This window comes from Paraburkholderia sp. BL10I2N1, from assembly GCF_004361815.1.
Lineage (GTDB): Bacteria > Pseudomonadota > Gammaproteobacteria > Burkholderiales > Burkholderiaceae > Paraburkholderia.
Genome location: NZ_SNWA01000001.1, coordinates 4,543,866 through 4,556,939, shown reverse-complemented (window position 1 = coordinate 4,556,939; position 13,074 = coordinate 4,543,866). Strand labels below are relative to the sequence as shown.

The following is a 13,074-nucleotide window of genomic DNA, read 5'->3' as shown; positions in this document are numbered from 1 at the left end:
CCGATGGCACATGATCCCGCCGCCCGAAGGCGCCGAGTGCGCACGAAAAAAGGCCTTCATCTGACGATGAGGGCCTTTTACTTTCTGCCGCGCTTCCACTACCTATGCAATCCGTTTTAGCCCCTGAAAACAGGGGTTTTCTGCGTCTCACCGTCAGTTCAAGCGCCAGCGGCGTTACTTCTTCGGCTCGGTCACGAAACCGATTTTCGTCAGACCACCGGCCTGGGCCGCCGACATCACCTCGGCGACCTTTTCATACGGAACCCTGCGGTCCGCGTTCAGGTGCAACTCAGGCTGAGGGCTCTGCTGCGCGGCCTCTGCGATCTTTGCGCGCAGGACGTCATCGCTGACCGGCTGCTCGCCCCAGACAAAGGTGCCGTCTGCCTGAACCGAAACCGTCACCTGAGCCATTCTGGTGTCTTCTTTCTGGTTGCTCGCGTGCGGCAGATCAATTTTCACGGCGTGACGAATCACGGGAATCGTGACCATGAAGACGATCAGCAGAACCAGCATGACGTCGACGAGCGGCGTCATGTTGATTTCGTTCATCAGGCCGTCGTCATCGTCGCCGGCGAAGGGGCTCATTGCCATTGGGATGCCTCGCTGATCAGTTGGCGCGCGTGGCGAGTCGCAGGCCGTCGCCGCGCTTGCTCGACGACAGGCGGGCGCCCGTCACGAAGAATGCGTGCAGACCGTGTGCGAAGCGGGAGAGCTTGCTGACGACCGCCTTGTTTGCACGTGTGAGCGCGTTGTAGCCGAGCACGGCGGGGATGGCGACGAACAGACCGAACGCGGTCATGATCAGCGCCTCGCCGACCGGGCCGGCGACCTGGTCGATCGATGTCTGGCCGGTCGCGCCAATCGTCAGCAGTGCGTGATAGATGCCCCACACGGTGCCGAACAGTCCGACGAACGGCGCCGTGCTGCCGATCGATGCGAGAATCGCGAGGCCGCTCTGCATGCGCGCGACGCTCTCCTCCATGGTGTCTTTCAGGCAGCGCGTTACCCAGTCCGACACGTCCATGCGGTCGTGCAGATGAGGCTGCGTCTGATGATGGTGATCCGCGGCTTCCTGGCCCGACAGTGCGAGCGCGAGGAACGGGTTGTCCTGCGGCGTCGACGCATGCGCGCCGAGCTTCCTGACGCCGTCGGCGAGATCGTCTGAATGCCAGAATGCCTGTTCCGCGTTCTTCGTCAGGCGCTTCAGGCGCACGACGTTCCAGCTCTTGACGACGATAACCGTCCACGACAGCACCGACATGATCAACAGCGTGAGCGCGATACCGCGCGTCACGAAATCCCCTTGCGCCCAAACGTGGGCAATACCGTAGTTCTGCATTGCTATTCCTTTTTCTGGAAACTGGATCGGTCGTTCAGTCAGTCGGTCAGGCCGAAGGTGAACGGCTGGGTGTAGGTGACCCGTACCGGTTCGCCGTTTTCGACGTACGGTTTGCACGCGCTGTCGTGCATCGCGGCGACGGCTGCATCGTCGAGGCGGTTGTAGCCGCTGCTTTTCTTCAGTTCGATGCTTTCGATCTTGCCGGTCAGGCCGACCACGAACCGGACGTACGCCGTGCCCGTTTCGCCCCGGCGCTTCGACAGCGCAGGGTAGTCGGGCGCCACGATACTGCAGTCGAGATGGGCGACGCTTTTCGGCGCGCTCAGCGCCATCGTCGGCTTCCCGACGGCAGGTGCTGCGGTGGCCGGCGCTGGGGAGGCGAGAGCGGGCGCTGGCGGCGCGGGCGGTGCAGGTTCAGGCGTGGCGATCTCGTGCTGCGACGGCGTGGCGCCTTCGGGAAGAGGCGTCGGCGCGGGTTTTGGCGTCGGGCGGGGTTGCCCCTTGGGCTTTGTCTGCGGAACGGGCGGCACCGGTTTGGGCGGGGTCGGCGCCGACTGGATCGCCACGGGCGCGGCCACTGGCGTCGGACTGAGCAGTTCGGCGGTGATCGTGCGCGATTCGAGCGCACGCGGCACCGGTTCGTTGCGGGTGGCGAGCACCACCGCGACTAGCGCGACGTGGATCGCGACGACGGCGCCAGTCGCTGAGGCGACCCGGAGATTCATTCGGACGGACTGCGCTGGCGGGAAGCCGGCTGGAACGGTAGGCGAGGCCTGCATGTTAGCGTGGACGACAGGCGGCAGACGTCCCGCCTATGCAGTGCACCGGGCGAAACAGTGTCATTTTCGGAAGATCAGCAGAGATATGCACAGCGTGGTCACAAAACCGATCAGCAATTCCATCTCGAACTCCTTAAAGGGGTGAGCGGTAGCTGGCTGGTGTGAGACTGGCTTGCTGACGGCGGTAGGTAAAGCGGCGGCGAAGAGCGCAGCGAAAGCCGTGCTCCGGGATCAGGCAGCCTTGCGTTCGTAGAAGGTCAGCGGTACCGCTTGAGCGTGATGCTCGACGCCACAGCGGCTCGCGCAGACGCCGCTTTGCGCCATCACGTCGCGCACGGTCTCTTCGCATTTGCCGCAGCAGCTTGCGACGCCCAGTTCGAACTGGAGCTCATCGAACGAATCGATGCCCTCGGCGATGGACGCACGGATCTTGCGGTCGGAGACAGACTTGCATACGCAGACGATCATGATTGGCGCGATGGCTAACGGTAATGCGAATTATTATCATTATGTTTGGGTGGTTTGGCAAGCCTCGTATGCGGATTTTTGTAACAAAACCAGACGCTTGGAAGGGTTTCACGCTGCCGCAGCGTGGGGGCGGGCCGAGCGATTTCGCGGCGAAAGGGGCCGAGCGATCGGTTGGAAGGCCGTCCGGCGCGACTCCAGGGTGGTAGCCGGGGGGAGGGAGTATCCGCACAAGGGCGGCGCGTTGGGCGGTGGCGCGCACGCCTGGATGGATGGCGCAGCCCCGCTAGTGGGCCGTGTGCTTCAGGCGACGTGGGCGACCAGCGTTGAGGTACGGCGCGACGGAATATTGACGCGCTCGACCGGTGATTCGATCTGCAGCAGCGTCGATGCGAGCTGCTGGAGGTGCGCGCCGTCTCCGGTGGAGCAGAAGCGCGGTAATGGGGCGGTATCCGCGCCGCCGGAGCCACGTAGCCCGTTTTGATCCAGCACGCGCTCCAGCTGCCGTGCCACAGCGACACTGGTATCGATCAGCGCCAGCCGGTCACCGACGATCTCGCGAATTGTGGCGTCGAGGAACGGGTAGTGGGTGCAACCGAGCACAAGCGTGTCGGCGCCGGCATCCAGCATTGGCTGGAGGTAGCTTTCGAGCAGCTTGCGCAGTTCGGGCGAGCCGACGTCGCAGCGCTCGATGGCCTGCACGAGGCCGTGTCCGGGCTGACACAAGAACCGGCAGTCGCCCGCGTAACGTTCCAGCAGGTCCTGAAAACGGGTGCTTCGAAGCGTAACCTGGGTTGCGAGCACACCTGCGACGCGCGTGGTCGACTGCGACGCAGCGGGCTTCACGCCCGGCTCGACGCCCACGAGCGGAATGGGCAGCCGCTCACGCACGAGCGCGATCGACTGCGCCGTTGCCGTATTACAGGCGACCACCAGCACCTTCGCACCTTGCGCGACGAACCATTCGCCGATCGCCAGCGTCCGGTCGGCGATGAAGTCGTCATCGCGTTCGCCGTACGGCGCGTACGCCGAATCGGCCACATAGATCAGCGACTCACCCGGCAGTTGCGCCCGCACCGCACGCAGCACCGACAGTCCGCCCAGGCCGGAATCGAAGACGCCAACCGGCGACGCCCCGGCGGGACATCGCGTCTGCGCGTCCGAAGTCGAATGTGAAACGGGCGTTGCGCCATCCGGTGCAGGATTGGCGGGCATGAGCGGGGAGACGTCCAGCTGTGCGGTCATGAGCGTAGTGGAAAGTGCGGAAAGGGCAGAAGCAGTACCCACGTCCGCGCCCGGCACGTCGACCCTCCCGGTCGTACCCGGCGCGGACAGATTCCGTGGATCAGGACTCGACCGAGCCCATGGCGGACTGCTGGTAATTCTGAATACCGACCTTGTCGATCAGATCCAGTTGCGTTTCCAGCCAGTCGATGTGTTCTTCCGTGTCGTCGAGAATCTTCGTGAAGATCTCGCGCGAGATGAAATCGCGAACCGATTCGCAATACACAATGGCGTCCTTGCAGGTGCTCTGCGAAATCTGTTCGAGCTTCAGATCGCATTCGAGAATCTCTTTCGTTTCTTCGCCAATCAGCAGCTTGTGCAGATCCTGCAGGTTCGGCAGGCCGTCGAGCATGAAAATGCGTTCGATCAGCCAGTCGGCGTGCTTCATCTCGCCGATCGATTCGTCGTATTCATGCTTGCCGAGCTTCTCGAGGCCCCAGTGCTTGTACATCCGCGCGTGCAGAAAGTACTGGTTGATCGCGGTCAACTCATTTTTCAATTGTGCATTCAGATATTCGATGACCTTCTTGTCGCCTTGCATGATCATTTTCCTTGTAGGGCTCGGGATTTCAAATTTCATCAACAATAAACGCCTGAACCGAAAAAGCCAAGAACGCACGCGCTTTGCGGCATCCAATCTGCATTTCGTTCAGCGCTTCGTCGAATAATGAAAAAAGCCGGGATCGCGGGCCCCGGCTTTCATTCAACACATCATGAAGCTCAGGCCGTCGCGACCGGAATCTTGCCGATCTTCGCCTGCCATTCCTTCGGGCCGGTCTGGTGGACTGACGTGCCGCTCGAATCGACCGCCACCGTCACCGGCATATCCTGCACGTCGAATTCGTAGATGGCTTCCATGCCGAGGTCTTCGAACGCCAGCACCTTCGCGCTGCGGATCGCCTTCGACACGAGGTAAGCCGCGCCGCCGACCGCCATCAGATACGCCGCCTTGTGCTTCTTGATCGCCTCGATCGCGACCGGGCCGCGCTCGGCCTTGCCGATCATCGAAATCAGGCCGGTTTGCGCCAGCATCGTCTCGGTGAACTTGTCCATGCGAGTCGCGGTAGTCGGGCCTGCCGGACCGACAGCCTCGTCGCGCACCGGATCGACCGGGCCGACGTAGTAGATAACGCGGTTCGTGAAATCGACCGGCAGCTTTTCGCCCTTCGCGAGCATGTCGGCGATGCGCTTGTGCGCGGCGTCACGGCCCGTCAGCATCTTGCCCGACAGCAGCAGCGTCTGGCCCGGCGTCCACGATGCGACTTCTGCCGGCGTCAGCGTGTTCAGGTTCACGCGCTTGCTGGTTTCCGTGTTGGCAACCCATTGCACCTTCGGCCATGCGTCGAGCGACGGTGCCTCGAGTTTCGCCACGCCCGAGCCGTCGAGCGTGAAGTGCGCGTGACGCGTGGCCGCGCAGTTCGGGATGATCGCGATCGGCTTCGACGCGGCGTGCGTCGGGGCGGCCATGATCTTCACGTCGAGCACGGTCGCCAGACCGCCCAGACCCTGTGCGCCGATGCCGAGTGCGTTCACCTTCTCATGCAACTCGACGCGCAGTTCTTCGATCCAGTCCTGCGGGCCGCGCGCGATGACGTCCTGAATGTCGATCGGATCCATCAGGGATTCCTTCGCCATCACCATCGCCTTTTCCGCGGTGCCGCCGATGCCGATGCCTAGCATGCCGGGCGGGCACCAGCCGGCGCCCATCGTCGGCACGGTCTTCAGGATCCAGTCGACGATCGAATCCGACGGATTGAGCATCGCGAATTTCGACTTGTTTTCCGAGCCGCCGCCCTTGGCCGCGACCTGCACGTCGACCTTGTCGCCCGGCACGATCTCGTAGTGGATCACGGCCGGCGTGTTGTCCTTCGTGTTCTTGCGCGCGCCTTCCGGCGGGCTCACGATCGATGCGCGCAGCACGTTGTCCGGGTTCAGGTACCCGCGGCGCACGCCTTCGTTGATCATGTCGGTGACGCCCATCGTCGCGCTGCCGTTTTCACTGGCCCAGCGCACGTCCATGCCCACCTTCACGAACACGGTCACGATGCCGGTGTCCTGGCAGATCGGCCGATGGCCTTCCGCACACATCCGGCTGTTCGTCAGGATCTGCGCGATGGCGTCCTTCGCGGCCGGGCTCTGTTCCAGCTCGTAGGCGCGGCCGAGCGCCTGTATGTAGTCGAGCGGGTGGTAGTAGCTGATGTACTGAAGCGAATCAGCGATGCTCTGAATCAGGTCTTCCTGTTTGATGACGGTCATGGCTAGCTCAGTGGGGACAAGTGGCGCTTTATTGGCGTGATCGCGCGCGCTGGCACGATTACTCCTGCGCCTTCAAGGGGGAAAGCAGTTGCGATGTTTCTGGCCCGTGAAAGGGCTGCGGGTGGGTATGCGTCGTCAGACGGTCGACCCACGCCATCACGAGCGCCGACACCAGGAACGCGAGGTGAATGATCACCTGCCACATCACGGCGTGCATCGTGTGCTGGTCGGGGTTGATGAAGGTCTTCAGCAGATGGATCGACGAAATGCTGATGAGCGCCATCGACAGCTTGACCTTCAGCACGCCCGCATTCACGTGGTCAAGCCATTCTGGTTCGTCCGGATGGCCCTCGACACCGAGCCGCGATACAAACGTTTCATACCCGCCGACGATCACCATGATCAGCAGGTTCGAGATCATCACCACGTCGATGAGGCCAAGCACGACGAGCATGATGTTGGTCTCGTCGAGCGTCATCGATGCCGTGACGAGGTGCCAGACTTCTTTCAGGAACAGGACGACGTACACGCCTTGGGCGACGATGAGACCGAGATAGAGCGGCACCTGCAGCCAGCGGCTCATGAAGATGACGCCAGGCAGCGGCTGCATGCGGCGACGTGGCTGACTGGCGGAATCGTGGCGCGGAGCGGACATAGGCGATAACGGTGGCGTAGACAGACGGTGCAAAAAGCGGGGACGCGAATCGGCTGAAGAAAGCTCGCGTCAGGCGCGCTATTGTACAGCGTCGCCCCGGCTCGCCATGCCGAGCCGGGCAGCGGACATTGTCGCGCTGGGCACACAATCTGTTGGCGACCATTTCCGCGAGCCGGCGGCGCGCGGCGGGCGATGTTCCTTCGTGGAGATTGGCCGCGTCAGGACGCGACCGGCGGAACGCGCCTTACCTTGAGACTCGCCAGGCCGATTCCCACGACAACGCACGCCAGCGCGAAGCCGTGCGCGAGCGTCGGCCGTTCGCCGAGAAAGACGATGCCGTAGGCCGCTGCGGCGAGCGGAAGCACCGCGCTGAATACGCCGGCGAGGCTGCCCGGCACGTGCCGGATGCCCTTCATCCACAGCCAGAACGAGAAGATGCTCGCGGACAGCCCATACCAGAGCACCAGAGACCAGACGCTGGGCGGCACGCTTGTGTAGTCGAAATGCAGCAGCGCCACTGCGCCGAGCGGCAGCATCAGCAAGAGGCCGAACAGGTGCGTGTACGCGCAGATGTCGATGGGGGCGAGGGTCTGCGTGAGACGGCGCGACAGGATCACATACAGCGATTCGCAGCAGACGGCGCCGAGTACCATCAGGTTGCCGGCGAACGAGCCTTCGGTGGCGGCGCCCGCGGCCTGATCCGCATGCGCCAGATTGATGACGACGACACCGACGATCGCGAGCGCAATCGACGCAAGCGCCCGACCGTCCGGTCGTTCTTTAAGGAAGAGCCACGAGAACAGTGCGACGACCGCGGGAATCGTGCTGGTAATCACGCCCGCCGCGACGGCGCTCGTGCGATGCACGCCGTTGAGCATGAGCAGCGTAAACCCGAATGTGCCGAAGAGCGCCTGTAGAAATAGATTGAACCATTCGCCCGATTTCACGCGACGCAGTTTCGAGACGCGCAGCAGCGGCCACAGGACCGCCATCGCGATCACGAAGCGGAGCAGGGCAAAGAGCGGAACGGGAACAAACGCGACGATCGATTTACCGATACCGACGTTGCTGCCGACGAGTAGCATCGCGGCGATGAGAAACAGTGAATAGCGATTCAAGCTGGAATCCGGACGGCTAGTTCAGTTAGCATTGTAAAAGCGGCTGCTTATTACCGTAAAGGCGACCGGTTGCGACCATGAAAGGCGTAACGTATTCGCACTCGCGTAAGTGCACGGTAAGTTCAAGCGCTTAATCTTTGCCGATGAAGTGAGGGACGAACCGGTCGCAGGTCATCGCGGTGCGCATGGTGCGATGCGCCGTGTGCATCCGGCTGGTTCGTGGCGCAGGGTCATGGAGGCCCGGCGCGAGGGTCTGGAGACAATGCGTCGCATCGCGCGGCGCCACGACGACACGGCGCGTCACTGTGCCGGCACGGGTTTCGGGTTTCATCTTCACCAAGGGGTAGTCGATGTCTGCGATTGAATCGGTTCTTCAGGAACGCCGCGTTTTCCCGCCATCCGCTGAAATTTCGGCGCAGGCGGCGGTGTCCGGCATGGACGCGTACCGGGCGCTCGCCGCCGAAGCGGAACGCGATTTCGACGGCTTCTGGGCGCGTGTCGCACGCGAAACGCTCAGCTGGAACAAGCCTTTCACCAAAGTGCTCGATGAGTCCAAAGCGCCGTTCTACACGTGGTTCGAGGACGGCGAACTGAACGCGTCGTACAACAGCCTCGACCGGCACGTCGAAGCGGGCCACGGCCAGCGCATCGCGGTGATCTTCGAAGCCGACGACGGCACCGTCACCAACGTCACCTATCAGGATCTGCTGCAGCGCGTGTCGCGCTTCGCCAATGCGCTGAAAAAGCGCGGCGTGAAGAAGGGCGATCGCGTCGTGATCTACATGCCGATGTCGGTTGAAGGCGTTGTCGCGATGCAGGCCTGCGCGCGGATTGGTGCGACGCATTCGGTCGTGTTCGGCGGCTTCTCGTCGAAGTCGCTGAACGAGCGGCTCGTCGACGTCGGCGCCGTGGCGCTCGTCACGTCCGATGAGCAGATGCGCGGCGGCAAGGCCTTGCCCCTCAAGAACATCGCCGACGAAGCCCTCGCGATGGGCGGTTGCGAGGCCGTCAAGAGCGTGATCGTGTACCGGCGCACCGGCGGCAAGATCGCATGGAACGAAGGACGCGACCTGTGGATGCATGAAATCACCCAGACCGAATCGGATCAATGCGCGCCCGAATGGGTCAGCGCCGAGCATCCGCTCTTCATCCTCTACACGTCGGGCTCGACCGGCAAGCCGAAGGGCGTGCAGCACAGCACTGGCGGCTATCTGCTGTGGGCCGCGCAGACGATGAAGTGGACCTTCGACTGGAAGCCAACCGACGTCTTCTGGTGTACCGCCGACATCGGCTGGATCACCGGTCACAGCTATATCGGATACGGACCGCTCGCGCTCGGCGGCACGCAGGTCGTATTCGAAGGCGTGCCGACGTATCCGAACGCCGGCCGCTTCTGGGACATGATCGCGAAGCACAAGGTCAGCGTGTTCTACACGGCGCCGACTGCGATCCGCTCGCTGATCAAGGCTGCCGAAGCCGATCAGAAAGTGCATCCAAAGAGCTACGACCTGTCGTCGTTGCGCGTGATCGGCACGGTCGGCGAGCCGATCAATCCGGAAGCGTGGATGTGGTACTACGAGCACGTCGGCGGCAAGCGTTGCCCGATTGTCGATACGTGGTGGCAGACCGAAACCGGCGGCCACATGATCACGCCGCTGCCGGGCGCCACGCCGCTCGTGCCGGGTTCGTGCACGCTGCCGCTGCCAGGCATCATGGCGGCGGTCGTCGATGAAACCGGTCAGGATGTGCCGAACGGGCAGGGTGGAATTCTGGTGATGAAGCGTCCGTGGCCGGCGATGCTGCGCAATGTGTGGGGCGATCCGGACCGCTATCAGAAAAGCTACTTCCCCGAGGAACTCGGCGGCAAGCTCTACCTCGCAGGCGATGGCGCGGTGCGCGACAAGGACACCGGCTACTTCACGATCATGGGTCGCATCGACGACGTGCTCAACGTGTCCGGCCACCGACTTGGCACGATGGAAATCGAGTCGGCGCTGGTGGCGAATCCGATCGTTGCGGAAGCGGCGGTTGTGGGCCGCCCTGATGACACGACCGGCGAAGCCGTCTGCGCGTTCGTCGTGTTGAAGCGTACGCGTCCGGAAGGCGACGAAGCCGCGAAGATCGCCAACGAACTGCGTGCGTGGGTCGGCAAGGAGATCGGTCCGATCGCGAAGCCGAAGGACATCCGCTTCGGCGACAACCTGCCGAAGACACGTTCCGGCAAGATCATGCGCCGCCTGCTGCGCTCGCTCGCGAAGGGCGAAGAGATCACACAGGACGTGTCAACGCTCGAGAATCCGGCCATCCTCGACCAGCTCGGCGAATCGCTCTAAGCGCAGTGTTGTTGCAGATGGAAGGCGCGTCACAGGACGCGCCTTTTATTTTGCAGAGGTCGCAAACGTTTTACGAAGCGTCGCGATGACAATCCCGATTGCCTGCGCGGTGGCTTTTTGATACATAGGCGCATGGCCGCGCCGCACCACCATTCCCAACGAACAATCAATCCGCCGCCCGAACCGCCGCCGGTCTCGGACGCAATGGCGCGCGCGCATCGTCGCTACTGGCGCTTCAACCTCGTCTTGATCGCGGTGCTGATGGCGATCGGCTTCGTCGTGTCGTTCGTCGTGCCGCTCGCGTCACGCAATCTGTCCGTCGTTCACTTCTCCGGGTTCAGGTTGCCGTTTTATATGGGTGCGCAGGGCGCAATCCTGATCTATCTGGCGCTGATCGTCGTGTACATCGCGCTGATGCAGCGCGCCGACCGTGTGTTGCAGGACGCGTTCGAAGCGGATGCCGCCGAGAGAGGAAACTGAGCCGATGAATCTCACGCATCGGCTCATTCGTTCATACGCGCTCTATACGCTGGGATTTCTCGTTTTCATCTATGTGCTGTGGCGCGTCGAGCGCTCGACCGGACCGGGCACATGGATCGGCTATGTGTTCCTGTTCGTGCCGATCGCGGTCTATGCTGTGATCGGCCTGCTGTCGCGCACGTCCGATCTCGTCGAATACTACGTGGCGGGACGGCGTGTGCCGTCCGCATTCAACGGTATGGCCACGGCCGCCGACTGGCTTTCCGCGGCGTCGTTCATCGGCCTTGCCGGGTCGCTGTATGCGACCGGCTACGATGGTCTCGCGTACATGATGGGCTGGACGGGCGGCTACTGTCTCGTCGCGTTCCTGCTCGCGCCGTATGTGCGTAAGCTCGCGCGCTATACGATTCCCGATTTTCTCGGCACGCGTTTTTCGAGCAATGCCGTGCGGGGGCTTGCAGCGTTGTCTGCGATCCTGTGTTCGTTCGTGTATCTGGTTGCGCAGATCCAGGGTGTCGGATTGATCGCGACGCGCTTTATTGGCGTCGACTTCGCGATCGGGATCTTCTGCGGGCTGGCCGGAATTCTCGTGTGTTCGTTTCTCGGCGGCATGCGCGCGGTCACGTGGACCCAGGTCGCACAGTACATCATCCTGATCGCGGCGATCCTGATTCCGGTGTCGATGATCGCGCATAAGGACGGTCTCGGCTGGGTGCCGCAGTTCAACTACGGCCGCTTGATGGAGCGGGTCGAAGCGCTCGAGCGACAGGTGCGCGATGCGCCAGAGGAGCAAACCGTACGCGACGACTACCAGCGGCGCGCCACCGAAATGCAGACACGGCTCGACGCGTTGCCGCAGTCGTTCGTCGCTGAAAAAACCCGGCTGACGCAGGAGCTTGCCGATCTGCGACGACATAACGGTCCATTGCGCGACATCAACGAGCGCGAACGCACCCTTGCAGCCTTTCCGCGCGATGCCGCGGCAGCGCGGATCGTCTGGACCCAGCGGCGCGACGAGATGCTGACGCGTGCGTCGGCGCCGGTGCCGATGTATGAGCCGTTTCCTGCCGCGAGCGAAGAGGACAGGCGGATACACCAACGGAATTTCCTCTCGCTGCTGTTGTGTCTCTCGCTTGGCACGGCGAGCCTGCCGCACATTCTGACGCGCTATAACACGACGACTTCGGTGGCGTCGGCGCGAAGGTCGGTGGGCTGGACGCTGTTCTTCGTCGCGCTGTTCTATCTGACCGTGCCCGTGCTTGCGGTGCTGATCAAGTACGACATTTTGACGAACCTGGTTGGACACCGGTTCGACGAACTGCCGCAGTGGGTGATGCAGTGGCGCAGGATCGAGCCGTATCTGATCAGCGTTTCGGACGTGAATGGTAACGGGGTAGTGCGCTGGAGCGAGATCCAGATGCAGCCAGATATGGTGGTGCTGGCTGCGCCCGAGATCGCGGGGTTGCCGTATGTGATGTCTGGACTGATCGCGGCTGGGGCGCTGGCCGCGGCGCTCTCCACGGCCGACGGCTTGCTGCTGACGATCGCCAATGCGCTGTCGCACGACGTCTACTATCACATGGTCGATCCATCGGCATCGAGCCAGCGGCGCGTGACCGTCTCGAAGATCCTGCTGCTTGGGGTGGCGCTGTTTGCGTCGTATGTGGCGTCCCTGAATACGGGGAATATCCTGTTTCTGGTGGGGGCGGCGTTCTCGCTGGCGGCGTCGAGCCTGTTCCCGGTGCTCGTGCTGGGTGTGTTCTGGAAGCGCACGACGCGGCTCGGTGCCGTGGCGGGGATGGTGGCAGGGCTCGTCGTGTGCATTTACTACATTGTTTCGACCTATCCGTTTTTTACGCAGCTCACCGGGTTCTCGGGCGCGCGCTGGTTTGGCATCGAGCCGATCAGTTCGGGTGCGTTCGGCGTGCCGGCGGGGTTTCTGGTGGCGATCGTCGTGAGCCTCGTCGACCGGAAGCCGGATGGTTATGCCAGGGCGCTGGTGGACTACATCCGGCATCCGTGATGGGCATTTTTGAGCGTCTTTTGGGTCTTTTTGGGGCGTTCGCTGGGAGGACGTGGCGGTCCGCGCAGAATTTGCTATAATTCGCCTCCCGCCGGAGAGATGGATGAGTGGTTTAAGTCGCACGCCTGGAAAGCGTGTATAGGTTAATAACCTATCCGGGGTTCGAATCCCCGTCTCTCCGCCAGGAAACAATTTAAGCTCATGATTTCATGGGCTTTTTTGTTTTTTGTCATCAACTACCCACCAGCCTACCCACCGGTCCGCCGTCAGTACCTTAGTCGCGCGCTCATCGGCGAAACTCGACCTTAGCGCGCTCCTCTACGCGTTGTGCCCCACACGTGG

General features: G+C 62.6%; 12 protein-coding genes and 1 tRNA gene. 4 read left to right on the top strand and 9 right to left on the bottom strand.

What is annotated here, in order from left to right; all coding sequences use genetic code 11:
* Positions 1-174: 174 nt before the first annotated feature.
* The 9 genes from B0G77_RS21210 to B0G77_RS21170 form a co-directional block, all read right to left on the bottom strand.
* Positions 175-591, bottom strand: a complete 417-nt coding sequence (locus B0G77_RS21210) for a biopolymer transporter ExbD (RefSeq protein WP_133663866.1) — start codon at positions 589-591, stop codon at positions 175-177.
* 16 nt (positions 592-607) lie between these two features.
* On the bottom strand, positions 608-1,339 hold the full coding sequence (locus tag B0G77_RS21205) for a MotA/TolQ/ExbB proton channel family protein (RefSeq protein ID WP_133663865.1): 732 nt from the start codon (positions 1,337-1,339) through the stop codon (positions 608-610).
* A gap of 38 nt (positions 1,340-1,377) precedes the next feature.
* Positions 1,378-2,118, bottom strand: a complete 741-nt coding sequence (locus tag B0G77_RS21200; protein WP_133663864.1) for an energy transducer TonB — start codon at positions 2,116-2,118, stop codon at positions 1,378-1,380.
* Between the two features lie 231 nt (positions 2,119-2,349).
* Positions 2,350-2,586: a (2Fe-2S)-binding protein gene (locus tag B0G77_RS21195; protein WP_133663863.1), complete on the bottom strand. Its 237-nt coding sequence runs from the start codon at positions 2,584-2,586 to the stop codon at positions 2,350-2,352.
* Positions 2,587-2,886: 300 nt separating this feature from the next.
* On the bottom strand, positions 2,887-3,828 hold the full coding sequence (gene murI, locus B0G77_RS21190) for a glutamate racemase (protein ID WP_243751079.1): 942 nt from the start codon (positions 3,826-3,828) through the stop codon (positions 2,887-2,889).
* A 100-nt stretch (positions 3,829-3,928) separates the two neighbouring features.
* Positions 3,929-4,408 carry a bacterioferritin gene (gene bfr, locus B0G77_RS21185; protein WP_133663862.1) on the bottom strand — a complete coding sequence of 160 codons (480 nt, stop codon included), beginning with the start codon at positions 4,406-4,408 and terminating at the stop codon, positions 3,929-3,931.
* Positions 4,409-4,587: 179 nt separating this feature from the next.
* Positions 4,588-6,123 carry a fumarate hydratase gene (locus tag B0G77_RS21180; RefSeq protein WP_133663861.1) on the bottom strand — a complete coding sequence of 512 codons (1,536 nt, stop codon included), beginning with the start codon at positions 6,121-6,123 and terminating at the stop codon, positions 4,588-4,590.
* A gap of 58 nt (positions 6,124-6,181) precedes the next feature.
* The gene (locus B0G77_RS21175) at positions 6,182-6,778 is read right to left on the bottom strand and encodes a TIGR00645 family protein (protein ID WP_133663860.1); all 597 of its coding nucleotides are present in this window, start codon (positions 6,776-6,778) and stop codon (positions 6,182-6,184) included.
* Between the two features lie 218 nt (positions 6,779-6,996).
* Positions 6,997-7,896 carry a DMT family transporter gene (locus B0G77_RS21170; protein ID WP_133663859.1) on the bottom strand — a complete coding sequence of 300 codons (900 nt, stop codon included), beginning with the start codon at positions 7,894-7,896 and terminating at the stop codon, positions 6,997-6,999.
* A gap of 350 nt (positions 7,897-8,246) precedes the next feature.
* On the opposite strand from B0G77_RS21170, the gene acs reads away from it, so the two are divergent.
* From acs to B0G77_RS21150, 4 genes are all read left to right on the top strand, one after another.
* Entirely contained in the window at positions 8,247-10,229 is a 1,983-nt protein-coding gene (gene acs / locus B0G77_RS21165; protein WP_133663858.1) for an acetate--CoA ligase, read from the top strand.
* 132 nt (positions 10,230-10,361) lie between these two features.
* Positions 10,362-10,709 (top strand): DUF4212 domain-containing protein, encoded by a 348-nt coding sequence (locus B0G77_RS21160; RefSeq protein WP_133663857.1) that lies wholly within the window; start codon positions 10,362-10,364, stop codon positions 10,707-10,709.
* Between the two features lie 4 nt (positions 10,710-10,713).
* On the top strand, positions 10,714-12,732 hold the full coding sequence (locus B0G77_RS21155; protein ID WP_133663856.1) for a sodium:solute symporter family protein: 2,019 nt from the start codon (positions 10,714-10,716) through the stop codon (positions 12,730-12,732).
* A gap of 93 nt (positions 12,733-12,825) precedes the next feature.
* Positions 12,826-12,916 (top strand) — tRNA-Ser (locus B0G77_RS21150).
* Positions 12,917-13,074 lie beyond the last annotated feature (158 nt).